21 protein-coding genes and 1 riboswitch are annotated in these 23,997 nt (G+C 72.9%); of the genes, 13 read left to right on the forward strand and 8 right to left on the reverse strand.

Annotated features, from left to right (window positions below; translation table 11 throughout):
- Nucleotides 1-402: 402 nt before the first annotated feature.
- Genes thyX through AB0877_RS10685 form a run of 3 tightly spaced genes read left to right on the forward strand, consistent with a single transcriptional unit; the run spans nucleotide 403 to nucleotide 3,858 of the window.
- Nucleotides 403-1,143 (forward strand): FAD-dependent thymidylate synthase, encoded by a 741-nt coding sequence (thyX, locus tag AB0877_RS10675; RefSeq protein WP_124816891.1) that lies wholly within the window; start codon nucleotides 403-405, stop codon nucleotides 1,141-1,143.
- A 47-nt stretch (nucleotides 1,144-1,190) separates the two neighbouring features.
- Entirely contained in the window at nucleotides 1,191-2,117 is a 927-nt protein-coding gene (gene dapA / locus AB0877_RS10680) for a 4-hydroxy-tetrahydrodipicolinate synthase (protein WP_366608337.1), read from the forward strand.
- 52 nt (nucleotides 2,118-2,169) lie between these two features.
- Nucleotides 2,170-3,858 (forward strand): ribonuclease J, encoded by a 1,689-nt coding sequence (locus tag AB0877_RS10685; RefSeq protein WP_357349902.1) that lies wholly within the window; start codon nucleotides 2,170-2,172, stop codon nucleotides 3,856-3,858.
- A gap of 64 nt (nucleotides 3,859-3,922) precedes the next feature.
- Here AB0877_RS10685 and AB0877_RS10690 read toward each other — a convergent pair whose 3' ends face one another.
- Complete coding sequence (locus AB0877_RS10690) at nucleotides 3,923-5,503, reverse strand: YbjN domain-containing protein (RefSeq protein ID WP_366608430.1); 1,581 nt, start codon at nucleotides 5,501-5,503, stop codon at nucleotides 3,923-3,925.
- A gap of 86 nt (nucleotides 5,504-5,589) precedes the next feature.
- Entirely contained in the window at nucleotides 5,590-6,069 is a 480-nt protein-coding gene (locus AB0877_RS10695) for a YbjN domain-containing protein (protein WP_366608338.1), read from the reverse strand.
- Between the two features lie 113 nt (nucleotides 6,070-6,182).
- Here AB0877_RS10695 and AB0877_RS10700 point away from each other — a divergent pair, with 113 nt between their 5' ends.
- The gene (locus AB0877_RS10700; RefSeq protein ID WP_366608339.1) at nucleotides 6,183-8,642 is read left to right on the forward strand and encodes a DNA translocase FtsK 4TM domain-containing protein; all 2,460 of its coding nucleotides are present in this window, start codon (nucleotides 6,183-6,185) and stop codon (nucleotides 8,640-8,642) included.
- Nucleotides 8,643-8,708: 66 nt separating this feature from the next.
- Here the strand turns inward: AB0877_RS10700 and AB0877_RS10705 are convergent, their stop codons facing one another.
- Nucleotides 8,709-8,954 carry a hypothetical protein gene (locus AB0877_RS10705; RefSeq protein ID WP_366608340.1) on the reverse strand — a complete coding sequence of 82 codons (246 nt, stop codon included), beginning with the start codon at nucleotides 8,952-8,954 and terminating at the stop codon, nucleotides 8,709-8,711.
- A gap of 82 nt (nucleotides 8,955-9,036) precedes the next feature.
- Entirely contained in the window at nucleotides 9,037-9,351 is a 315-nt protein-coding gene (locus AB0877_RS10710; protein WP_112586602.1) for an SMR family transporter, read from the reverse strand.
- Nucleotides 9,352-9,412: 61 nt separating this feature from the next.
- Nucleotides 9,413-9,484, reverse strand: a riboswitch (guanidine-III (ykkC-III) riboswitch).
- Between the two features lie 91 nt (nucleotides 9,485-9,575).
- Here AB0877_RS10710 and AB0877_RS10715 point away from each other — a divergent pair.
- The 7 genes from AB0877_RS10715 to AB0877_RS10745 all read left to right on the forward strand — a co-directional run bounded on the left by AB0877_RS10715 (nucleotide 9,576) and on the right by AB0877_RS10745 (nucleotide 16,026).
- A complete protein-coding gene (locus AB0877_RS10715) occupies nucleotides 9,576-10,499 on the forward strand; it encodes an ornithine cyclodeaminase family protein (protein ID WP_366608341.1) in 924 nt (307 codons plus the stop codon).
- 79 nt (nucleotides 10,500-10,578) lie between these two features.
- On the forward strand, nucleotides 10,579-12,087 hold the full coding sequence (rimO, locus tag AB0877_RS10720) for a 30S ribosomal protein S12 methylthiotransferase RimO (RefSeq protein ID WP_366608342.1): 1,509 nt from the start codon (nucleotides 10,579-10,581) through the stop codon (nucleotides 12,085-12,087).
- Between the two features lie 77 nt (nucleotides 12,088-12,164).
- Nucleotides 12,165-12,755, forward strand: coding sequence for a CDP-diacylglycerol--glycerol-3-phosphate 3-phosphatidyltransferase (gene pgsA / locus AB0877_RS10725; protein WP_357195219.1), 591 nt, complete (start codon nucleotides 12,165-12,167; stop codon nucleotides 12,753-12,755).
- Nucleotides 12,756-12,980: 225 nt separating this feature from the next.
- Nucleotides 12,981-13,502 (forward strand): CinA family protein, encoded by a 522-nt coding sequence (locus AB0877_RS10730; RefSeq protein WP_366608343.1) that lies wholly within the window; start codon nucleotides 12,981-12,983, stop codon nucleotides 13,500-13,502.
- 209 nt (nucleotides 13,503-13,711) lie between these two features.
- Complete coding sequence (locus tag AB0877_RS10735) at nucleotides 13,712-14,146, forward strand: helix-turn-helix transcriptional regulator (RefSeq protein WP_357195216.1); 435 nt, start codon at nucleotides 13,712-13,714, stop codon at nucleotides 14,144-14,146.
- A 199-nt stretch (nucleotides 14,147-14,345) separates the two neighbouring features.
- Nucleotides 14,346-15,218: a PspA/IM30 family protein gene (locus AB0877_RS10740; protein ID WP_366608344.1), complete on the forward strand. Its 873-nt coding sequence runs from the start codon at nucleotides 14,346-14,348 to the stop codon at nucleotides 15,216-15,218.
- Nucleotides 15,219-15,240: 22 nt separating this feature from the next.
- Nucleotides 15,241-16,026, forward strand: coding sequence for a hypothetical protein (locus AB0877_RS10745; protein WP_366608345.1), 786 nt, complete (start codon nucleotides 15,241-15,243; stop codon nucleotides 16,024-16,026).
- Nucleotides 16,027-16,049: 23 nt separating this feature from the next.
- On the opposite strand, the gene AB0877_RS10750 is transcribed toward AB0877_RS10745, so the two are convergent.
- Nucleotides 16,050-19,661 carry a hypothetical protein gene (locus AB0877_RS10750; RefSeq protein ID WP_366608346.1) on the reverse strand — a complete coding sequence of 1,204 codons (3,612 nt, stop codon included), beginning with the start codon at nucleotides 19,659-19,661 and terminating at the stop codon, nucleotides 16,050-16,052.
- Between the two features lie 165 nt (nucleotides 19,662-19,826).
- Entirely contained in the window at nucleotides 19,827-20,636 is an 810-nt protein-coding gene (locus AB0877_RS10755; RefSeq protein WP_366608347.1) for a DNA-formamidopyrimidine glycosylase family protein, read from the reverse strand.
- A gap of 109 nt (nucleotides 20,637-20,745) precedes the next feature.
- Between AB0877_RS10755 and AB0877_RS10760 the strand changes: the two genes are divergently transcribed.
- Nucleotides 20,746-22,008, forward strand: coding sequence for a hypothetical protein (locus tag AB0877_RS10760; protein WP_366608348.1), 1,263 nt, complete (start codon nucleotides 20,746-20,748; stop codon nucleotides 22,006-22,008).
- A gap of 33 nt (nucleotides 22,009-22,041) precedes the next feature.
- Here the strand turns inward: AB0877_RS10760 and AB0877_RS10765 are convergent, their stop codons facing one another.
- Together AB0877_RS10765 and AB0877_RS10770 are read right to left on the reverse strand one after the other, a co-directional pair.
- A complete protein-coding gene (locus AB0877_RS10765; protein ID WP_238671784.1) occupies nucleotides 22,042-22,284 on the reverse strand; it encodes a CPCC family cysteine-rich protein in 243 nt (80 codons plus the stop codon).
- Nucleotides 22,285-22,309: 25 nt separating this feature from the next.
- A complete protein-coding gene (locus AB0877_RS10770) occupies nucleotides 22,310-23,110 on the reverse strand; it encodes an SAM-dependent chlorinase/fluorinase (protein ID WP_366608349.1) in 801 nt (266 codons plus the stop codon).
- Nucleotides 23,111-23,212: 102 nt separating this feature from the next.
- Between AB0877_RS10770 and AB0877_RS10775 the strand changes: the two genes are divergently transcribed.
- Nucleotides 23,213-23,767 (forward strand): hypothetical protein, encoded by a 555-nt coding sequence (locus AB0877_RS10775; RefSeq protein ID WP_366608350.1) that lies wholly within the window; start codon nucleotides 23,213-23,215, stop codon nucleotides 23,765-23,767.
- Nucleotides 23,768-23,997: the final 230 nt, after the last annotated feature.

Genomic DNA, 23,997 nt, shown 5'->3' on the forward strand with positions numbered 1-23,997 from the left:
CCCCGGACCTGGCCTTGGCCCCGGACCTGGCCTTGGCCCCGGACCTGGCCTTGGCCCCGGACCTGGCCTTGGCCCCGGACCTGGCCTTGGCCCCGGACCTGGCCTTGGCCCCGGCCTTGGCCCCGGCCCCGGCCCCGGCCCCGGACCCGGCCCGGCCCAGGCAGGGCCGGCCCGGCCTCGGCCCAGACCCGGACCTCGGCCCGGGGTCGCGGCCCCGCCTACGGCTCCCGGTCCCGGTCGGTCCTGGTCCCGGTTGGTCCCGGCCCGGTCCCGGTCCCGGCCTCTGTCTGAAGGCCGGGAGCGGCGGCGGGTGCGCCGGGGTCTGAGTGATCGAGATTGCACGGGGCGCGCCTGAGTTGGGTCGGGCGGCACCCCACCACTAAAGTCCCAGGAATGCCGGACATGGTGCAGCCCCAGGTCAAGTTGATCGCGTGGACCCAATTCGCGGCCCCGGACGACGTGCCGTGGTCGACCGACGCGGAGGGCGGCCAGGCGCTCGCCGAGTTCGCCGGTCGGGCCTGCTACCAGTCGTGGAAGAAGCCGAACCCGGCGACGGCCACCAACGCCGGCTACCTGGCGCACATCCTCGAGGTCGGGCACCTCAGCGTGCTGGAGCACGGGTCGGTCACCTTCTACTTCACCGGGGTGTCCCGTTCCTTCACCCACGAGCTGATCCGGCACCGGCACTTCTCGTACTCCCAGTTGTCGCAGCGCTACGTCCCGGAGCGGGACGCGGCCATGGTCGAGCCGGCCGTCATCGCCGACGACCCGGAGCTGCACAAGAAGTTCGTGGAGGCCGCCGAGGCGAGCGTTCGGGCGTACACCGAGTTGTTGGAGGGCCTGGAGCAGCGCTTCTCCGACGAGCCCAACCCGACGCTGCGCCGCAAGCAGGCGCGGCAGGCGGCCCGCGCGGTGCTGCCCAACGCCACCGAGACCCGGATCGTGGTCTCCGGCAACTACCGGGCCTGGCGGCACTTCATCGCGATGCGGGCCACCGAGCACGCCGACGTGGAGATCCGCGAGCTGGCCGTCGAGTGCCTTCGCCAGCTCCAAGGGGTCGCCCCCAACGTGTTCGCCGACTTCGTGATCTCCACGCTGCCGGACGGCACCGAGGTGGCGGCCAGCCCGCACGAGGCGTCCTGAGCCCTTCCCCGGCGGGCCCCGGCTGGTCGTCCGCTAGGTTGGAGGGTATGACGCACGACCACCTCGATGCCGCGGCCCGACCGGCGTCCCGCCCCTTCGGCCGGCTGATCACAGCCATGGTGACCCCGTTCACCCCCGACGGTTCCCTCGATCTCGACGGCGTCGCCCAGCTGGCGAGCCACCTGGTCGACGAGCAGGGCAACGACGCGCTGGTGGTCAACGGCACCACCGGCGAGTCGCCGACCACCACGGAAGCGGAGAAGGAGCAGCTGATCCGGACCGTGGTGGAGGCTGTCGGTGACCGGGCCAAGGTGGTCGCGGGCGTCGGCACCAACGACACGCGGCACACCATCGAGCTGGCCGCAGCCGCCGAGAAGGCGGGTGCGCACGGCCTGTTGGTGGTCACCCCGTACTACAACAAGCCGCCGCAGGCGGGGTTGGTCCGGCACTTCACGGCCGTCGCCGACGCCACCGGCCTGCCGGTGATGCTGTACGACATCCCGCACCGTTCCGGTGTGCCGATCGAGACCGAGACGCTGGTGCGGCTCGGCGAGCACGGCCGGATCGTCGCGGTCAAGGACGCCAAGGGCGACCTGACCGAAACCAGCTGGGTGACCAGCCGGACCGCCCTCGCCTTCTACTGCGGCGAGGACGCTCTCACCCTGCCGGCGCTGGCCGTCGGTTCGGTGGGCGTGGTCGGCACCTCCACGCACTTCACCGGGGCGCTGACCGCACAACTGATCGATGCGTACGACGCGGGGGACATGCCGACCGCGCTGGCGCTGCACCGGCGGCTGCTGCCGCTGTTCACCGGCATCTTCCGCACCCAGGGCGCGATCCTGGTGAAGGCGGGCCTGGCAGCGCAGGGTCTGCCGGCCGGCCCGGTGCGACCCCCGCTGGTGGACGCCACCGACGACGAGATCGCCCAGCTGCGCGCGGACTTCGCGGCAGCGGGCCTGGAGCTGCCCGAATGAACGAACGACACGATGGACGTCGAGTAACGGCGTCGCAGAATGAGGTGGACGCGTGACCGAGGCGCACATCGAGGCGGAGCTACCCCCGCCGTTGCCGGAAGGCGGCCTGCGGATCATCCCGCTCGGCGGGCTCGGCGCCATCGGTCGGAACATGACCGTCTTCGAGTACGACGGCAAGTTGCTGATCGTCGACTGCGGGGTGCTGTTCCCCGACGTCGAGCAGCCGGGTGTGGATCTGATCCTGCCCGACTTCGGTCCGATCCTGGACCGGCTGGCCGACGTCCAGGCGATCGTGCTGACGCACGGTCACGAGGACCACATCGGCGCGGTGCCGTACCTGCTCGCCCACAAGCCCGACATCCCGCTGGTCGGCTCACAGTTCACCCTCGCCCTGGTCGAGGCGAAGTTGGCTGAGCGGCGGATCCAGCCGTACACGCTGACGGTGCGGGAGGGCGGCCGCGAGCGGCTCGGTCCGTTCGAGTGTGAGTTCTTCGCTGTCAACCACTCGATCCCGGATGCCCTCGCGGTGGCCATCCGCACCCCCGCCGGCCTGGTGCTGCACACCGGCGACTTCAAGATGGACCAGTTGCCGCTGGACGGCCGGATCACCGACCTGGCCGGTTTCGCGCGGCTCGGCGCCGAGGGCGTCGACCTGCTGCTGTCCGACTCCACCAACGCGGAGATCCCCGGTTTCGTCACCCCGGAGCGCGAGATCGGCCCGGTGCTCGACTCGATCTTCGCGAAGGCCAAGGGCCGCATCATCGTGGCCTCGTTCGCCTCGCACGTGCACCGCGTGCAGCAGGTCTTCGACTCCGCCGTCGAGCACGGCCGCAAGGTCGCGCTCATCGGCCGGTCCATGGTCCGCAACATGGGCATCGCCCGGGACCTCGGCCTGCTCAACATCCCGGCCGGCCTGGTGATCAGCATCGACGAGGCGACCACGCTGCCGCCGGATGAGATCGTGCTGATGTCCACCGGTTCCCAGGGTGAGCCGATGAGCGCGCTGGGCCGGATGGCCAGCGGCGACCACCGGCACATCACCATCGCCCCCGGTGACACGGTCGTGCTGGCCTCCTCACTGGTGCCCGGCAACGAGACCTCGGTCTACCGGGTGATCAACCGGCTGGCGCGGGCCGGCGCGGTGGTCGTGCACAAGGACGTGGCCAAGGTGCACGTCTCCGGGCACGCCCCCGCCGGGGAACTGCTCTACCTGCTCAACGTGGTCCGGCCCAGCAACCTGATGCCCGTGCACGGCGAGTGGCGTCACCTGCGCGCCCACGCCCGGCTCGGCATCGAGTCCGGCGTCGCCGCCGACCGGGTGGTGCTCTGCGAGGACGGCGACGTGGTCGACCTGGTCGAGGGCCGCGCCAGCCTGGTCGGGCACGTGAAGAGCCGGTACGTCTACGTGGACGGCCTCGCCGTCGGTGACGTCAGCGAGTCGCTGCTCACCGAACGGCGGATCCTCGGCGACGGAGGCTTCATCGCCACCACCGTGGTCGTCGACTCGGTCACCGGCAAGGTGGTCGCCGGCCCGACGCTCTCCGCGAAGGGCTTCTCCGAGGACCCGGAGGCGTTCAACCCGGTGGTGCCGCTGGTCACCGAGGCGCTCAACCGGGCCGCGGCGGACGGCATCACCGACCCGCACCAGCTTCAGCAGATCGTCCGGCGGACCGTGGGGCGGTGGGTCAACGACAAGTACCGTCGTCGGCCGATGATCGTGCCCACCGTCGTCGAGGTCTGACCGACTCCCGCTGACGCCGGTCCACCTGAACAGGGTGGGCCGGCGTCTGCCGTTGCCTGGCGGGTCAGGGCAGCGCGGCGACGGCCTCGGCGTACGCGATGCCGGTGGCGATGGCGGCGTCCATGAGGACCCGTAGCTGCGCCGGGGCGACCCCGTGTGCCAGGTCGGTGGCCACGTCGCCGGCCAGCACCAACTCGTCGCCGAGATCGTGCGCGTACGCCTTGGGCAGCAGCCGGTCGTGGTTCCACGCGTTGCAGAAGGCGTACGCCTCGGCGCGGCGGGCCGCCGGCAGCCGGCGGTTGGCCATGGCACGGGCGTGCAGCACCTCGCCGCGTTCACCGGCCCGCCGGAACTGGATCACCGTGCCCGCCCAGTGACCGACGACCGTCCCGCCCTCGTCCACCTGGTACCGGTCGCCGCGCCCGTTGAGGATCCCGGTGATCATGTCGAGGGAGAGCGCCGACATCTCGCGGTCGCCCAGCTCGGCCTCGGCGTCGACGTCGCCGTCGGACCGGTCGGCGTCGGGTTCGTCGGGTTCGTCAGGTTCGTCGTCGGTGGGCAGCGGGACCGGCACCGCGAGTGGGCGTTCGGCCAGCCAGGCGGCCATCCGCCCGGAGTGGTGCCCCGTGCCGTTGCGCGCGTCGAAACTGCCGGCCAGGTCGTTCGCCACCCCGAGCAGCAGCGCGCCGAGTGTGGCGACGTCCAACTCGGTGGCCGTCCGCTCGCCGTACGCGGGCCGGGGCATCGTCCGCCGGCCCAGCCCGGCGTCGGCGGCCAGCCCGCAGAGCAGTGCCCCGGCGGCGGCGAACTCCATGGCGGCGAGGTCGTCGGTGGGTCGGTCCAGCCGGGGCAGCTGTTCGGCCAGGATGGCCAGCCCGCGCTCCAGGTGCCCGCCCAGCGCGCAGAACCGCAGGTGTGCGGCGAGGTGTGGGAACGCCGCGCGCTCCCGCCGGTGCCGGCGGTACGCCCGTACGTGAGCCGCCGCCGCCCGTTGCGGCTCAGCGGTGCGCAGTGCCGGCAGCAGACCGGCGACCAGGTCCCGCTCGGGCTGGTCGGTGCAGGACCGCGGGTCGCCGTCGGTCTCCTCGAGCTCGGTGACCGCGGCATTCCACTCGCCCCAACCGGCCAGCAGCTCGGCACGCCGGGCCGAGGCGCAGCCGGGGCAGCCGCCGGCCGGGCCGGGCCTTCTCCCGGACCATCGCTCGTACCAGTGCCGGGCGGTGGGCTCGTCGCCCAGATGATCGGCGATCCGGCAGTGCAGCTCCGCGACGGTCGGCGTGTCCGGACCATCCGTGCCGACGCGGTGGGCCAGGTCGTGCAACAGGGACCGGGTCTGGTCCAGCCCGACCCGGGGGGTGCCGAGCAGCGCCTCCACCGCGTACCGCTGGTAACGCAGCAGCAGCCCGGTCTCCGTCTCGCTGAGCACGTCGGGCCGGTGGTCGGCGGCGGCCCGACAGCGCCGGACCGGCTCCACCAGACGCCACCGCTGCCCGTGCAGCAGGTACGCCTCGATCAACGCGAACCGTGCGTCCATCCCGGACCGGACGTCGCCGGCGGCGTCGGCGCGCTCGGCGAGCCGTTCCAGGGCCACCTGCCGGGCCGGGCCGTCGGGGAGGTCCCGAGCCTCGGCGAGTGCGGCCTCCAGCGCCGGTACGCGGCCCCGCGCGAGCCGCTCACCGGCACCGGTGGGTGGCGTGCCGGCGCGGCTGCCGGTGAACTCGTCCCGGCCGGTCACGACGGCACCGCTCCGGGCAGTCGACGAACCGCCACGGCGAGCTGGCACCCGGTGGAGATGCCACAGTCGAGCAGTTGGTCGAGCTGGTGTGGGGTCACGCCGCGTTCCAGGTCGGTGATCACCTCTCCGTAGACGCGGGCCCGACCGTCGTCGGCGACATGGACGAACGCCTTCGGCCAGAGCCGGTCGTGGTTCCAGGAGTTGCAGAACGCGTACAGGTCGGGCACCCGTTCGATGCCGAAGGTCGGATCGACCATGGTGCGGATCTGGAGCAGCTCACCGTCGCCGCCGACGCGGAGGAACCAGATCAGGTTGTCGTCGAAGCGGCCGACGAGGTCGCCGTCCGGGGTCGGGCCGACGGACCGGCCCCGGGCAGCGAGCACCGTGGCGACCAGTTCACCGGTCAGCGGGCGCAGCAAGCCGGGGTGCCCGGCCAACGGATCGTCCGGATCGCCTTCGATGTCCGGCGACGCCATGGGGCATCCCTTCTGAGGCGGATATCACGACCGGCGGTGGGGTTCGTGTTACGACGCGCGGACACGACCCGGAAAAGCGGGGATCTGCCCGGCCCCACCGTTACCGTGACTCTATGGCGGGCCGTACCTCTCAGGCGAGCCGGCGGCGCGGCGCGTCGCCGCGCGGTGGCACCAACAGTCGTGCCCGTCAACCGGCGAAGAAGACCACCCGGGCACCGGTCCGACGTCGCACCACGCCGCCCCGGCCCGGCCCGGCCGTCTACGTCGGTCGTGCGGTGGGTGCACTGTGGATGGGGCTGGCGCACGGGATGGGCTGGGCGGTGCGTGCCGCTGGCCGGCAGGCTGCCTCGGCTCGCGACCTCGACCCGGAGCACCGCCGGGACGGCGCGGGGCTGCTCATGTTCGGGCTCGCCCTGCTCAGCGCCGTGGCGCTCTGGCTGTCCGGAGCGGGGCCGGTCGGCGCGCGGCTGGCCGACACGATCCGGCTGTTCCTGGGCGCGATCTCGGTTGTCGTACCGGTGCTGCTGATGATCGGCGCGTGGCGGCTGATGCGTCAGCCGGCCGATCCGGAGCACCGCGGCCGTGGGTTGATCGGCTGGGGTTCGCTGCTGGTGTCGACCGCCGCGTTGCTCCAGATCGGTCAGGACCCGGCCGACCCGCTGGAGCGTGACTTCGCCGGCGGTCTGGTCGGTGCGGGCGTCGGTGGGCTGCTGGAGCGGGCGGTCACCGCCTGGGTGGCGGTGCCGCTGCTCGTCCTGCTGCTGCTCTTCGGCCTGCTCGTGGTGACCGCGACGCCGATCAACAAGATCCCGGAGCGGCTGGGCCTGCTCGCCGGTGGGCTGGTCGCCGCGCCGGAGGCGGATGAGGAGGCGGACGAGGTGGCCGCCAAGCCGGCGCGTAAGCGACCGGCGAAGCGGATGCCCCCGCCACTGGACCCGGACGACTTCGAGGACCTGGACGGCGCGGACCTCCAGGAGACCATGGTGCTGCCGCGCAAGTCTCCGGCGAAGGTGCCGGCGAGCCGCAAGCCGTCGGTCGAGCCGCCGGAGCACTCGCCCGCCCCGACCCGGGCCGAGCAGCTCGCGCTGACCGGGCTGTCCGGCGACTACACCCTGCCGCCGGCCAACATGCTCAGTGCCGGGGCCGCCGCGAAGACCCGCAGCAAGGCCAACGACGAGGTGATCGCCGCGCTGACCGGCGTGTTCGACCAGTTCGACGTGGACGCCGCCGTCACCGGCTTCACCCGTGGCCCGACCGTCACGCGGTACGAGGTGGAGCTGGGGCACGGCGTCAAGGTCGAGCGGATCACCCAGCTGTCCCGCAACATCGCGTACGCGGTGAAGTCACCTGACGTACGGATCCTCAGCCCGATCCCGGGCAAGAGCGCCGTCGGCGTGGAGATCCCGAACACCGACCCGGAGAACGTGGCCCTCGGTGACGTGCTGCGATCGCGCGCGGCGACCAGCGACCACCACCCGATGGTCGTGGCGCTCGGCAAGGACATCGAGGGCGGCTACGTGGTGGCCAACCTCGCCAAGATGCCGCACATCCTGATCGCCGGAGCCACTGGCGCGGGCAAGTCGAGCTGTCTGAACACCCTGCTGGTGTCCATCCTCACCCGGGCCACCCCGGACGAGGTGCGGCTGCTGCTGATCGACCCGAAGCGGGTCGAGATGACCGGTTACGAGGGCATCCCGCACCTGGTCACCCCGATCGTGACCAACGCGAAGAAGGCGGCCGACTCGCTGGACTGGGTGGTCCGCGAGATGGACATGCGCTACGACGACCTCGCCGCCAACGGGGTCCGGCACATCGACGACTTCAACCGCAAGGTCCGCAACGGCGAGATCAAGGCCCCGCCGGGCAGCGAACGCGAGATGCGTCCGTACCCGTACCTGTTGGTGATCGTGGACGAGTTGGCCGACCTGATGATGGTCGCCCCACGCGACGTGGAGGATTCCGTCGTCCGGATCACTCAGCTGGCCCGGGCCGCCGGCATTCACCTGGTGCTGGCCACCCAGCGCCCCTCGGTCGACGTGGTGACCGGTCTGATCAAGGCGAACGTGCCGTCCCGGCTGGCGTTCGCCACCTCCTCCCTCGCGGACTCCCGGGTCATCCTCGACCAGCCGGGCGCGGAGAAGCTGCTCGGCCGTGGTGACGGGCTCTTCCTGCCGATGGGCGCCTCCAAGCCGGTCCGCATCCAGGGTGCCTGGGTCACCGAGCGCGAGATCGCCGACGTGGTGAAGTTCTGCAAGGACCAGCGTGAGCCGGAGTTCCGCAAGGACGTGCTGGCTCCTGCGCAGGACAACAAGAAGAAGATCGACGAGGACATCGGCGACGACCTGGACCTGTTGGTACAGGCGGTGGAGTTGGTGGTCACCTCGCAGTTCGGCTCGACCTCGATGCTGCAACGCAAGCTGCGGGTCGGTTTCGCCAAGGCGGGCCGCCTGATGGACCTGATGGAGACCCGGGGTGTGGTCGGGCCGTCCGAGGGGTCGAAGGCGCGCGACGTGCTGGTCAAGCCGGACGAGCTGGACGAGGTCCTGACCGGCCTGCGCGGCGACGTGGACTGACGCACGGTCGACCCTGGACACAGGACGGGCCCGCCGGTTTCCGGCGGGCCCGCGACAGGAGAGTGGTCAGTTGCTGATCAGGGTGCCGATGATCACCAGGCTGATGATCGCGGCGACGAGGCTCGCCGCGGCGGCGTACCAACCCAGCGGCTTGTCGCCGAGCACCGCGCCGACGACGCCCGCGATGATGCCGAGCACGCCGAAGATGACCGGGTTGAGCAGCAGGGCCAGGACGGCGAAGACGAAGCCCACGATGGTGAGGATGCGGGCGGCGTTGCTGCGGGGACGGGCAGTGCTCGGCATGTCGGCCATGTCTTCCTCCGGGTGAGAGCCTGTCGTGACGAATCGATCACTACCCACTGTGGGTGCTCGCCACGCCTGCCGGTGAGGCACCTCAGTGGAAGATCTTGAGACCGATCACGCCGGCGACCACCAGCAGGAGGCAGAGGATCCGGGGCAGGCTCGCCGACTCGCCGAGCGCCAGCATCCCGACCAGCGCGGTGCCGACCGCGCCGATGCCGACCCAGACCGCGTAGCCGGTGCCGACGGGGATGTCCCGGAGCGCGTACGACAGCCCGGCCATGCTCAGCAGCAGGGTCACCACGAACACCACCGACGGGACCAGCCGGCTGAAGCCGGCGGAGCGGTCCAGGGCGATCGCCCAGGCCGTCTCCAACAGTCCCGAGATCACCAGTACGAGCCAGGCCATCGTTCACCTCACCGGAAGTGCCCGGGGCTGCCGCGCCGGGACGAGTCGAGTCTGCACGTCACGCGGGGCGTCTTGGCCTGACCGGGTACGCCCACCACTCGTCCGGAGCGGCCACGAGCATCCGGCCGCCGGTGCCGACGCTAGCACCGACCCCGGCGGCGGGGCGGTGACCGCCACCACGATCCGTTGACCTCTACCTGACTTCAACGTGCAGTATCGCCATCATGACCATCCTCTACGCCGACCCCGAGGTCGCCGCCGCGCTGGACGCCGCCACCACGGTCGACGCCATGCGCGCCGCCCTCCTGGCCGCGTACGAGGGACGCCTGATCGCGCCGCCGCGGGCCGCCGTACCGCTGAGCGGCGGACGGATGGTGCTCACCGCCGGGCACCTGGTCGGCGAGTGGTACGGCTTCCGCTCCTACGACACCTTCGGTCACCCGCAGGGCGAGCAGGTGGTGGTGCTGCACGACGCCCGAACCGGGGCGGTCCGGGCGGTCGCGGTGGGCGAGGAGTTGGGCTCCCGCCGTACCGGAGGGTTGGGGGGCCTCGCGGTCGACGCCCTGGCGCGTCCCGACGCCGCCACCCTCGGGGTGATCGGCTCCGGTCGGCAGGCGTGGACCCAGGTCTGGGCCGCCGCCGCGGTCCGCCCGTTGCGCGAGGTGGTGGTCCACAGCCGCTCCGTGGCTCGCCGGGAGGCCTTCGCCGCCCGGGTCCGTGTCGAACTGGGCGTGCCGGCCCGCGCGGTGACAGATCCGGGCTCGGCCGCCACCGGGCGGGACCTGGTGGTGCTGGCGACCACCAGCCCGACCCCGGTGCTCTGCGCCGCCGACCTCAGCCCCGGCACGCACGTCAACGCGGTCGGTTTCAAGCAGCGTGACCGCAGCGAGTTCGGCACCGACCTGCTGGACACCGCCGACCTGCTGGTCACCGATTCGCCGGCCCAGGCGGCGGACTACCAGCCGCCGATGCTCGCGGCCACACCTCCGTACGCCGGGCGGTTGCGCGACCTGGGTGGCATCCTGGCCGGCGCGGTCCCTGGCCGGACCACCGCGGACCAGATCTCCGTCTTCTGTTGCACCGGCCTGGCCGGAACCGAGGTCTTTCTGCTCGACGCGTTGACCCGGGTTGGCGTCGAGGCGCGCTGACGCAATGACGTCCGCCTCCGTGTCGACCGTTCCCGCAGCCCGCGTGCGTGGGCTCACCCGGCCGGCCCGGTACCCTCGGATGGTGTCTGCCACCTCTCCTTCTCCCGCTGACCACGCCGACGGCCGTCGCGTCGCCCTGCTGACCCTGGGCTGCGCCCGTAACGAGGTCGACTCCGAGGAGCTGGCCGCCCGCCTGCACGCCGACGGCTGGCAGGTGACCACCGACGGCGAGGGCGCCGACGTGGTGGTCGTCAACACCTGCGGTTTCGTGGAGAAGGCCAAGCAGGACTCGATCCAGACCCTCCTCGCCGCCGCCGGAACGGGCGCCAAGGTGGTCGCGGCGGGCTGCATGGCCGAGCGGTACGGCCGTGAGTTGGCCGACAGCCTGCCCGAGGCCCAGGCGGTGCTGAGCTTCGACGACTACCCCGACATCGCCGCCCGGCTGAACGCCGTCGTCGCCGGCGAGCAGATCAGCGCGCACACCCCCCGGGACCGGCGCGAGCTGCTGCCGCTGACCCCGGTGCAGCGCCGCGACAGCGGGGTGTCGCTCCCCGGCCACGGCACGGTGACCCGCACCGTCGTCGACACCGACGAGCACACCCCGGCACACCTGCGCCAGGTGCTGCGTCGACGGCTCGACACCGGTCCGGTGGCCTCGCTGAAGCTGGCCAGCGGCTGCGACCGTCGCTGCGCGTTCTGTGCCATCCCGGCCTTCCGGGGGGCCTTCGTCTCGCGTACGCCCGACGAGCTGCTGGCCGAGGCGGAGTGGCTGGCCAAGACCGGCGTACGGGAGCTGGTGCTGGTCAGCGAGAACTCCACCTCGTACGGCAAGGACCTGGGTGACCCACGCGCCCTGGAGAAGCTGCTGCCGCAGCTCGCCGCGGTGACCGGCATCGTCCGGGTGCGGGCCAGCTACCTCCAGCCGGCCGAGACCCGGCCCGGGCTGGTCGAGGCGATCGCCACCACCCCGGGCGTGGCACCGTACTTCGACCTGTCGTTCCAGCACTCCAGTGAGCCGGTGCTGCGCCGGATGCGGCGTTTCGGCTCCACCGACCGGTTCCTGGAGCTGCTGGCGAGTGCCCGCGCCCTGGCCCCGGAGGCCGGCGCGCGGAGCAACTTCATCGTCGGTTTCCCCGGCGAGACCCGCGGCGACGTCGACGAGCTGGTCCGGTTCCTGACCGAGGCCCGGCTCGACGCGATCGGCATGTTCGACTACAGCGACGAGGACGGCACCGAGGCGGCCGGCCTGCCCGGCAAGGTCTCCGCAGCGACGATCAAGCGGCGCTACGACCGGCTCAGCGCCCTCGCCGACGAGCTCTGCTCGCAGCGGGCCGAGGACCGGCTCGGCTCGACCGTCGAGGTGCTCGTCGACTCGATCTCCGACGGCGTGGTGGAGGGTCGGGCGGCCCACCAGGCGCCGGAGGTGGACGGTTCCACCACCCTCGTCGCCCCGGTCGAGGGCGGGGTCGACCTGGCCGCGCTGCGCCCGGGCGATCTCGTACGCGCAACGGTGACCGGCACCGAAGGGGTGGACCTGCTCGCTGTGCCGGATGAGATGATCTCGGCGGCGCCCGGCGCGGCGCGGTGACGGCGGGCCCGAGCGGAGCGGGGGACCCAGGTGGTGCGGTGCCGGGAACGCCACGGCGGCCCGAGCGGAGTGCGGCGGTGACCGGGGCGACGGAGTCGACGCCGGGCCGAGTGGTGGCCGTGGTGCCCGTCGTCAACGCGGCGAACGCGTTGACCGCCCTGCGGCTGCTGCTGGTGCCGGTCTTCGCCGCCTCGGTGATCATGTCCGGGATGACCCACGCCGGTTGGCGGATGGCGGCCTGCCTGATCTTCGCGGTGGCCTCGGCGACCGACCTGGTGGACGGCTGGATCGCCCGCCGCTTCGGGCTGGTCACCTCGGTGGGCAAGGTGGCCGACCCGATCGCTGACAAGGCGCTGACCGGCGCGGCGCTGGTGCTGCTCTCCTGGTACGACCAACTGCCCTGGTGGGTGACCGCGCTGATTCTCGTTCGCGAGCTCGGCATCACCGGGCTCCGGTTCTGGGTGATCCGGCATGGTGTCATCGCCGCCAGCCGAGGTGGCAAGGTCAAGACCGCGCTCCAGATCCTCGCCATCGCCTGGTACCTCTGGCCGATGCCGGCCGCGCTCGCCGCCGTCGGTCCCTGGATCATGGCCGCCGCCGTCCTGGTCACGGTCGCCACCGGCTTCGACTACGTGGCCCAGGCACTCCGCCTCCGCCGCCCCCGCTAACCCACCGCCCGGGCTCTCCCGCCGTTGATCATGAAGTTGTTGTCAGTCGGCGCGGCGTGTCGTGACGCTAACTTCATGATCAACGCGATGTGGGGGTGACGGTTGGGGACCTGCGGGTTGGGCACTTGTGGTGGGGAAGGACTGGTTTCTGCGACCGGGGCGGGGGGGGGGTGGGTGACCGAGGACGGCGCTGGGGCGGGTGGTTCCGAGGTGAGTGGTGTTGACATGAGCGCTGAGGTGACCGGTGCCGAGGTGGGTTCTGCCGAGGTGGGCAGTGCGGCGGCGGGGGTCGTGCACCGGCTGGCCGAGCGGCACGAAACCCTGGCCACCGTCGAATCGCTCACCGGTGGGTCGCTGGCCGCTTCGATCGTGAACATCGCCGGGGTCAGCGGGGTCTACCGGGGCGGCCTCATTGTCTACGCCACCGAGTTGAAGGCGACGCTGGCTGGCGTACCGGCTGATCTGCTGTCCGACCGGGGGCCGGTGGACCCGGATGTGGCGGTGGCGCTCGCCGAGGGCGGCCGGCGGCGGTGCGGCGCGGACTGGGGGCTGGCCACCACCGGGGTCGCCGGCCCGGAGCCGCAGGACGGAAAACCCGTGGGCCTGGTCTACGTCGCGGTCGCCGGACCGGACGGCAGCGAGGTCCGCCAGCTCGACCTGGGCGGCGGGCGGGACCAGGTCCGAGCGGAGGCGGTGGTGGAGGCGCTGCGGTTGCTGGCCGAGCGGCTGGCCGCCACCACCTCGTGACCCCCAGGGCCGAAACGGTCAGAGCCACCCGAGCCGACGCCGCACGGGCGGCGGCGGGCCGCCCCGACGAACCCGACGGGCGGGGCGGGATGTCGCCCGGGCCCGCAACGGGTACGGTTGCGGGAAGGCTCCGACGTTCGGGGTCGGCGCGGTCCGCCGCAGCCGGCCGCCCAGCGGCGGGCGCGAGGTATCCCTCAGGGGGAGGTGCGATGATCCTGCTACGCCGGGTGATCGGTGACGCACTGCGAGCGCGCCGGCAGGGCCAGCAGCGCACGCTGCGTGAGGTCTCCACCGCCGCCAACGTCAGCCTCGGCTACCTCTCCGAGATCGAGCGCGGGCACAAGGAACCGTCGAGCGAGCTGCTGGCCGCGATCTGTGACGCCCTCGGCGCCCGCCTCTCCGAGCTGCTGCGTGAGGTGAGCGACACCGTGGCGCTCGCCGAGCAGATGCCCGGGGTGCTCGTCTCGATGCCGGACGAGCCGGCCGAAGCCGCAGCCAAGAGCACCAGCCGGGGTGTCCGTCAGGTCACCTCCGACGGCAAGGTCGCCGTCTCGGTCCGCCAGGACTCGCCGCTCAAGGCCACCCTGCGCAGCACCCGGGTCCGCCCGACCGAGCGCGACCGGGACGTGGTCTGCGCGGCCTGAGCCGCCGAATCAGTTGACCGTGGGGCGGGTTGGCCCCGGCCGCGTAGGGTTGCTCGCAGGAGCCGCCGGTGCTGTCGACCGCCCGGTACGGATGCCTCATTGGCGTTCGGCTGGGACGATGGAGACCAGCCGGTGACGGTCGGTCGGTCCAGCCGGCCCGGCTGTGGTGGAGCGACGCTACTGAGGGGATACCGCGGAGATGGCGAACCCGTTCGTCAAGGGTTGGAACTACCTGATGGCACTCTTCGGTGCGAAGATCGACGAGCACGCCGATCCCAAGGTGCAGATCCAGCAGGCCATCGAGGATGCCCAGCGGCAGCACCAGGCGCTGGTTCAGCAGGCCGCCGCGGTGATCGGCAACCAGCGTCAGCTGGAGATGAAGCTGTCCCGGCAGATGACCGAGGTCGAGCGGTTGCAGGGCAACGCCCGCCAGGCCCTGGTCCTCTCCGACCAGGCCCGGGCCAAGGGCGACGAGGCCGAGGCGGTGCGGTTCGAGCAGTCCGCGCAGACACTGGCCAGCCAGCTCGTCTCCGCCGAGCAGGCCACCGAGGACCTGAAGACGCTGCACGACCAGGCGCTGGGCGCCGCCGCCCAGGCCCGCCGAGCGGTCGAGAACAACTCGATGATCCTCCAGCAGAAGCTCGCCGAGCGCACCAAGCTGCTCAGCCAGCTGGAGCAGGCCAAGATGCAGGAGACGGTGGCCCGCTCGCTGGAGTCGATGTCGTCGCTGACCGCACCCGCGAACACCCCGTCGCTGGACGAGGTGCGCGATCGCATCGAGCGGCGGTACGCCAACGCGATGGGTCGTGCCGAACTGGCCGGCAACTCCGTCGAGGGCCGTATGTTGGAGATTCAGAAGGCCACCATCGACTCGGCCGGCTCCGCCCGGCTGGAGCAGATCCGGTCCAGCATGGCGGGGGAGCAGCTCGGCGGCACGGCCCAGCGGCCGGCCGTTCCGCAGGCCGAGAAGACCGGCCCGGCCAACGACCCGACGGCCGCCGCTCGGCTGGACGAGCTGCGCGCGAGCATGGCTCGGGAGCGGGGCACCGGCGACCCGACCGCCGCCGGCTGAACCACCGGATCGAGGGGGCACTGTGGCAGACGAACGGACCCGGTACTTCCGGAGGCTGGGTCGGCTTCGCCGGTCGGCCCGACGGTGGAGCGTGCTGGCCGGTGGGCTCGGCGGCGCGGCGGTGGTGCTGACTCCGTACGCCGGCCTTGGTCTGCCCGACGCGGCCTGGGCCGGTGCCGCGGGCAGCGCGGTGGCGCTCGCCGCCTGGCGCTGGATCGACGTGCGCGCCCTGGCCGCCCAGCCGGCGCCCCCAGCGCTCGACCCGGCCGAGGCGGCGGCCCGGTCGCGGGCCCGACTGATCGCCGCTGTCGAGCGGCTGCCGGTCGGCCCGGGTGTGCTGGCCGAGGTGCGCCGGGTCCGCTCCCGGATCGCGCTGCGCGGCACCAGCGCCGGCGAGCAGTGGGCCCGACTGGACCGGGCGGCGCTCACCCTGGCCGGAATGGCCCCCCGACTCACCGGGCTGGCCGAGCCGGCGGTGCTGGAAGCCGCCGCCGCCGACCGCTCGCTGCGTGAGCTGGCCGCTCGGGTGGCCAGCGTCGAACGCGCGCTGCGGCTGGCCCCGGCCGACGCCCGACCACCGCTGGCCGAGGCGCACGCCGCGCTGACCGCTCAACTGGAGGGCGGGGTGGCGGCGTACGAACGGCTGGTGGTCGCCGCCGCCGGCTACCTTGCCGAAGACTCCCGACCGGAGACCGCCCACCCGGCCGCCGACCGGCTCACCGAGGCGACGGACCTGCTGCACGGGGTCGCCGGGGCGCTCGCCGAGCTGCGGGCCGTCGGCACCCCGCTGCGCGCGCCCACCCGCTGACGGGCGCGTCGGCCCCGGGCCGGTCACTGTGGTGTCGTCACCAGGACGGGCCCGGTGTACGGCGAGGTGCCAACGACGTTGAACGACCGGATCCGGTAGTGGTACGCGACGCCCCGGGCCAACCCCGTGTTGGTGAAGCCGCGGCCGGTCACCGTGAAGGTGGCCGCCTCCTGCTCGAAGGCCGGGTCGAGTGCCCGCTGCACGATGAACCCGGACCCGGGGCCGCCGGGTGTGCTCGCCTCCCAGGCCAGGATCACCGTCGCGGTGTCCGGCCCCGGTGCGCTGGCGGTGGCGATCACCCCGGTGGGGGTTCCCGGCGCGGGCGGCGAGGTCACCGTGGCGACCGTCGACCACGCCGACGCGGAGCCCAGGTAGGTGGTGCGCACCCGGTAGTAGTACGTGGTGTCCGGTGCCACTGTCGGGTCGAGGTGGTTGTCGCCGACTCCGATCGCCGTGGTGCCCGGGCCGCTGGTGAACGTCGGGTTGGTGGCCCGTTGCACGTCGATGCCGGTGGCGAACGAGCGGTTCGTCCAACGCAGCGCCACCCGCAGCGGAGCGGCCGGCGGGAGCGTCGCGACCACACCGCTCGGCGCGGCCAGGTGCACCGAGGCGGGTACCCCGTTCGACCAGGACGAGTAGCTGACCGCGTTCTCCGCCCGGATCCGGTAGTGGTAGGTCACGCCGGGGGTGACTGTCGCGTCGGTGTAGCGGGTGGCGGCGGCCGCGACGGTGATCGTGGTGACCTCACCGCCGAAGGTCGCGTCGGTGGCCCGTTGCAGCAGGTGGCTGGTGGCGGGCGGACGCCCGCCGTTGCTGGTCCAGGCCAGCGCGATCGCGGGTAGCGCGGTGGCCGAGCCGGGTACCGGTGTGGCAGTCAGCCCGGTCGGCGCCTTCGGCGCCACCCGCAGCACCAGTGGGCGACTCATCCCGCCGTCGCGGTGGCCGGCGAGCTGACTGTGCCAGCGGTACTCCCAGCCCAGGTTGACCAGTTGGTTGACCACGGTGGCCGGTCGCCCGTCGACCGGACTGATCGGCGTCGACCCGGTCCGCGCTCCGGCCGGACGACCGGGGTCGAGCAGCCGGACGCTGTCCCCCAGCTTGAACGGCAGCACCGGCGCGACCGGGCGCAGCGCCACCACCACGTCCTCCCGGGGGTTGACCCGGATGATCCCCTTCCAGCCCAGCTCCGTGCCGTGCGGGAGTCGCAGCGTGCCGTCCCAGCCAACCCGGTTGATCACCTGCACGTCGCAGCCGGGAACGTGCAACGGCTCGGTCTGCCGGACGTTGCCGCTGATCCGCCAGAGCTGCGTGCCGTCGGTGGGGGAGCCCACCGGCACGGCGGGGTCGGTGGTGAAGAGCACCTCGGTGACCGGGTCGGTCGTACCGAGCGGCAACGTCGTCGGGTTCAGCGGCCCGGCGTGGGGGTGCCCGACGCCGAGCCGGCCCGCCGACCGGCCGTGGTCCGGCGCGAAGATCTGCTGCGCGGCTTTCACCGCGATCGGCAGGGTCACCGGCCCGGTGCCGGCCGTCGGCGTGAACGTCACCGTGCGGGCGTGCACCGGCACCGTCGTCTGCGCCGGGGTCCGGGTGCCGAACGCCGGGTCGTACGCCGGCTGCGGGACGATCGGCGGGCGCTGACTGGCCGCGTACGCCAGGGGCAGCCGTTCGCGCAGCCGGTTCAGGTCGTACGGCGGCTCAGGCGTACCGGTGACCCGGAACTGGAGCAGGGTGCGGGTGTTCGGGCCGTACCCCGGTTCGGTCGAGGGCGGGCCGCCCTCGGCGCTGCGATCCGGTGCGTCGGTGTGCTGGTCGTAGCGGCTGTCGAAGCCGGGCAGCGGGGCCGGAGCGTCGTTGTAGAGGATCAGCGTGCTACCCGGCGGCACGGCGGTGAAGTCGACGAGCACATCGGCCCGTTCGCCCGGGGCGAGCAGCAGGGTGTGTCCGTCGACGTTCAGCACGGTCGGATCGAGCCGGTCGTAGCGGTAGCCGATCGGGTTGTTCGGCAGCACCACCGGCGCCGGCAGGAGACCGGCCTCGTTGCCGATCTGGATGAAGTCCGGGCCGGCGGCGCGCGGATCCGGCACACCGCCGTCGCGTCCGTCGGTGGGCCACCCCGCCGGCCGGTCCGACGCCCGCGCGGCTGGCACCATCGGCACCTCACCGGCGTCGGGGTCGGCGAGCGCCCCGTCGGCCGTCCACATCGCCGCGTCGGAGCAGGCGCGGTAGAGCTGGAGGTTGAGGCTGCGGTCCAGGCAGGCGTTGAGGATCCGGAACCGGTACGCCCGCGGCCGTACCTCCAGGTAGGGGTAGGCGACACCGTTGACGAGCGGGGTGTCGCCGTACGCCTCCGGCACCGCCGACGGATGCGGTACGCCGGGGCTCGACGGCGGCTCGTCCGGCGCGCCCACCGGATCGTGGTACGGGTTCGGCACCCAGCCGTCGGCGTGGGCGTCGCCGGGGGCGGGGTTGCGGGACCAGGGTCCGTAGTCCCACCGGCCGGTGGCGTTGCGTCCGCCGGACCGGTACGGGTTCTGCCGGGGCTGGTAGACGTGCGGGTGCCAGAGGCTTCCCCGGGCGCCCCAGCGTTCCCGGTCCCAGGTCGGGTCCTCGGCGGCGAGCTGGGTGTCGTCCGGAACGAACGTCTTGTCCTCGATCACCAGCGGCACCTGGTCGGCCGGCAGCACCGCGTCGGCGATCAGCTGGTCCTCGGCCGGGTCGGTGAGCAGGTAGAGCGCGAGCTGTCCGCCGTAGACGGTGAGCCGGGCCAGGCCGAGGGTGTTGTCGTGGAACCACAGCAGCCGCCCGCTCTGCTCGTTCGGGAAGTAGAGCGTGGTGGCCCCGGCGCCGGGCGCCGGCATGTCCGGCACGTGGGCCAGGCCGGGCCCGGTCGGGTACGGGGTGATCTCCCCGGCCGGGGTGATCCACTGCCCCGGGTTGCCCGCGCTGGTCCAGCCGGTCTGCGCCCCGGCCAGGTGCAGCACGGCCCGGTTCTGCGGGTACGGTGCCGGGCCGTCCAGCGGGCCCAGGCCGGCCCCCTCGACGGTGTCGTCGACCGGCAGGAACAGCTCGCCGGACCGGCCGGTGGGGAGCTGGTTGATGAACTTCACCCGGACCGGTCGACCCCGACGGGCGCGGATCATCGGCCCGAGGTGCCAGGGCCGCTCCGGAGGCGCCACGGTGTTGTGTCCGGCGGGGTCGGTGCCCAGGTTGAGTTGCCGGTAGCCGCGCAGCCGGGTGACCGGCAGGTCCCGGTGCAGCCGCTGGGCGTACTCCTGCAGGCCGATCTCGTAGTAGTCACAGCCCGGGTAGCTGATGGTGTCCGGGACCGCCACCGGCAGGTGGCTGCCGAGCTCGCCGTGGCCGGGCTGGCCCGGCACGGGCAGTGGGTCGACGAACTTGCGCAGTCCGGTCCCGGCCACCACCTGCCCGTCGGGGTCCCGAGTCGGGCGGGGGCTGTGGGCGAAGTTCGGCACCGGGCCGAAGTAGCGGGGCACGACGGCCGGGTCCAGGCTCGGCGTGACAACGGTCTCCTCGGCGGTACGCGGGGCCGGCACGGACGCCGCCCGGCCGTCGGCGTCGGTGTCGCGGGTGGTCCGCGCGAGGAAGGTGGAGCGGAGTCTGCGGAACATCGCCATGACTCTCCCCGGTTCGGGGCGCGAGGTCCGCCACCCCGGCGTGGGGGACCTCGGCACTCTGCTGACGGTCGGTGAGCGCTCAACCGCAGCATGCGACTCCGGCGGCCGGTTAGGAATTACCCAATCGTCCGTTTCTGCCATGGATCCCGTCTGGCGAGAGCCTGGTCAGCCGGAAGGCGAGGGGCGCGGACGTTCGGGCTGACAGACCGGGCACCAGTAGGTGACCCGTTCGCCGAGCTCCTCCTTGCGGACAGCCGTGCCGCAGCGGCGGCAGGGCTGGGCGCGGCGGCCGTACACGTAGCTGGTCTGCCCCCGGTGCAGTGAGCCGGTGCTGCTCTGCGTCCACCGACCCCGGTTGGCGGCGAGCAGCCGCTGGGCGAGGGCCACCAGGCCCGGCAGGTCGGGCACTTTCTCGACCGGGGTCCACGGTGACACGCCCCGCAGGAACAGCACCTCGCACTTGTAGAGGTTGCCCACGCCGGCAAGGTTGCGCTGGTCGAGCAGCGCCTCGCCGATGGTCTGCTCCGGGTGGTCGGCGAGCCGACGGACCGCCTCGGCCGGGTCCCAGTCGGCGCCGAGCAGGTCGGGGCCGAGGTGGCCGACCAGGTTGTCCTCGTCGACGGTCGGCACCAGGGTCAGGTCGTGCAGGTGGTAGCCGACCGCGACGGCGCCGGGGCTGCGCAGCACCACCCGGATCAGGTGCGCGGGCCGCCCGCTCCAGCGTTCCCCCGGGGCGTACGCCCGCCAGGCGCCGTCCATCCGCAGGTGGGAGTGCAGGGTCCAGTGCTCCCCGGTCGGGGCGTCGAGCCGCAGCAGCAGGTGCTTGCCCCGGCTGGCCGACTCGCGGACGGTCCAGTCGGTGAGGTCCGTGGTCGCCAGCTGCGGCACCCGGAAGTCACTGCCGGTGATCCGCGCGCCGGCCAGCGCACGCTGCAGTACGCGCGCGGTGTTCCAGACGGTGTCGCCTTCGGGCACCCTGCCATCCTCCCTCTTTCGAGCAAGATTCGCATGTGTCGCTATTTGTACTCAGGTTCCTCATGATCTCCTGACATGCGAAGGTCAGGAGGTTCTGAGGAGAATGCCCATGACGCGACCCTCTTGTCGTATCCCATCCGTCGCCCTCATCGCCACCCTCGCACTCCTGCTCACCGCAGCGCTCCTGCCCGCCCGCGGTTCTGCCCCGGCCGCACCCGGCGGCGCTCCGATCGCTCTCGTCGCCGCCGCGCCCGGCGACGAGCGGTGGAGCGCCGACCTCACCATCGTCGACCGCGACGATGTCAACGTCCGGCGTACCGCCGCGGGCCTCCGCCTGCGGGAGGCCCGGTCCAACGGGCGCGGCGCCCGCAGCCCGCACAGCGCGGTCGCCGAGGGGATGCTGCTGACGGCTCCCCGCACCCTCGCCCGGCCGGCCACCCGGGTCCGCGCCGAGGTCGACGCCGCGATTCCGGCCGGGGCGACAGTAGAGGCGCAGGTCCGCGGCTGGCGGGCCGCCGGCTGGACGGAGTGGCGGGCGGCCACCACCGGCGCGGTCTTCGACCGGCCGGTCAGCAGGGTGCAGACCCGGGTGGTGCTCACCGCCCCCGACGGCGGCGCCACGGCGACGGTACGGGGCGTGCGGCTCACCGCCGACGCGAACGCCGCCGTCTCCGCCGCCACGCCCGGCCGCACCTACCGGGTGTACGCCACCCGCATCGGCCTGGTCGGTGAGCTGACCGCCAACGGCCGTACCGTGCAACCCCGGGACCACTTCGCGGCGCTGCCGTCGCGCAGGGGGCTCTCCCCGTTGAACACCGGCGACTACACCGTGCGGGTCTGCACCACCAGCGGCTCCCGCTGCGAGTACGCCCCGGTCTGGGATGTCGGGCCGTGGAACACCCGCGACGACTACTGGAACCCCTCGTCGGTCCGGGAGAACTGGAAGAACCTGCCGCAGGGCCGGCCCGAGGCGCAGGCCGCCTACCAGTCCGGCTACAACGGCGGACGCGACCAGTTCGGGCGGACCGTGCTCAACCCGGCCGGCATCGACCTGGCCGACGGGACGTTCTGGGACGGGCTGCGGCTGACCACCAACTCCTGGGTGGACGTCGCCTACCTGTGGACCGGCGCGGGGCCGCGCGGTGTGGTCGGGGACGGGCCGCTCAACATCCGCACCGGGGCCAGCACGTCGTACGCGACGCGAGGCCTCGCCGCCCGGCTGGCCCACGTGCCGATCCAGTGCTACGTCACCGGTCAGTCGGTCGCCGGCCCCTACCGGACCACCACCCGCTGGAACCGTCTGGCCAGTGGCCAGTACGTCAGCCACGCGTACATCTCCAACGTGTACGGCGGCAGCGTGCCGGTCTGCTGAGCCACGCTCACCCCGTCGGGCGCCCCGTCGATGTCAGGGGCGCTCGTCGGGGCGAGCCGTGCGCACCATGTCCTGGTAGCGCGGGTGGCTGGCACCGTAGACGGCGTAGTTGAGGCGGGCGTGCGTCAGGCTCAGGTCGCCGTTGGGGCCGCCCCGGACGGCGTCGGCGTCGGCGTCGGTCTGGCCGTCGTCGGTCCAGAAACAGACGGGGCAGGTCCCCCCGCCGGTTCGGGATGCACAGCAGGGACAGCCCACAGGAACCACATGCTCACCCACCGGAGAAGCATTCCACAGTCGAACATCAGCCCGATACCCGCAGGAGGTCCCCCGGGGAGGCGGCGAGGAGGTCCGCGGCCCGCCCGCCGTTGACCGCGACCGCCACCAGACCGGCCGAGTCGACGTAAGCCACCAGGCCACCGGCCGGGGCGTCGCCGAAGGTGCGCCCGTGCACCGCCGCGAGGGCCGGCGTCGGTCCCGACGGACCCACCCGGATCGTGGCCGGCAGCTGATCGAGCAACTCGGCCGGCGCGGCAAGTTGAACGTTGCCGAAGTGGTCCACCGTCAGCACCTCGGCGGTGAAGCCCTCGGCGTCGCTGGACACCGTCGGAGTCGGCAGTCGCACCAGCCCAGCGGGGTCGACAGGTGGGCCCGCCTCGGCCAGCGGCGCGCCGAGCGCCAGCCGGGCCGCCGCCGGTGCGAAGACGTCCCGGCCGTGGAAGGTGGCGGACACCTGGTCGGCCAGCCAGCGCGGCGCGGTCAGCTCGACCGCGTCGGTCACCCCGCCGAGCGCGGTGGCCGCGTCCAGCAGCAACCCGTTGTCCGGACCGACCAGCAGTCCGCCCGGGGTGGCCAGCGCGACGCCCCGCCGGGCGGTGCCCACACCCGGATCGACCACCGCGACGTGCACTCCCACCGGCAGGTGCGGCACGGTCTGCGCCAGTACGGCAGCACCGCGCCGGACATCCGCCGGCGGCACCAGGTGGGTCACGTCGATCACCCGGGCGGCCGGCGCGATCCGGGCGATGACCCCGTGGCAGGCGGCCACGAAGCCATCGGTGAGGCCGTAGTCGGTGGTGAGCGAGATCCAGGGCACGGCGGACATGCCCGCAGGCTAGTGGAACCCGCGCTGTGCTGGCGGATACGGGACAGCGCAGTGGCCGACCGGCCCCTCCCGCCGCGCGACGACGTTGGGCAGACTGCCCTGGTGACAACTCGGAACCTCCCCGCAGTCGGAATCCTGCTGGTCGCCGTCGCCCTCAGCGCCGGTTGTGGCAGTGACGACGACGGCAGCCCGGCCGCGACCCCGTCCGTCTCGTCCGAGGCGGCCCCGACCGGCCCGCCCACGCCCCAGGCCGCACCCAGTGCCGACGACGCGACTCCGCCGCCCGCCGCACAGGGCACGACGCAGCGACGGCCGGCCAGCCCGCCGCCGGTGGTACTGCCCAAGCGCCCGGCCAGTGCCCCCGGCGCGAAGCAGGTCGTCGACGCCTTCCGGGCCGCCGGCCTGAAGGTGCCGCACCCAAAGGACCGCTCGGTCGACTGTGGGCCCGACGGCCTCGGCCTGGGCTGTTCCGAACTGATCGCCACCGACGCCGTAACCGTCTACGTCTTCCCGGACGAGACCAGCGCCAGTGACATCGCGGAGACGTGGGGTGGCCAGTCGTACCGGCGCGGCGCGGTGGTGCTGAACTACCTGGAGGCGAAGACCCCGGCCGCCGACCGCCCCGGCTACGAGAAGGCCCTCGACAGGCTGGGCTGAGCCACCGGCGGGGCCGGAGCATGTTGTTCTTTTGACTCTGATGTCGGTGAGTCATCACGATGACTCACAGACATCAGGCTCTGCGCGACATTGCCCTCGGCGGCTCCTTGGCCGGCCGGTTGCCCATCGGGCGTCGCTCGGCGGACGTTCGTCCGTGTGGTGCCGAGGGGCGGCCGCGCAAGCCCTGCCCACCGGGGTGGTCCGAGGAGTCGCTGCCCGCCGCGCCGCCG

This window comes from Micromonospora sp. NPDC047644 (genome assembly GCF_040704315.1).
Lineage (GTDB): Bacteria > Actinomycetota > Actinomycetes > Mycobacteriales > Micromonosporaceae > Micromonospora.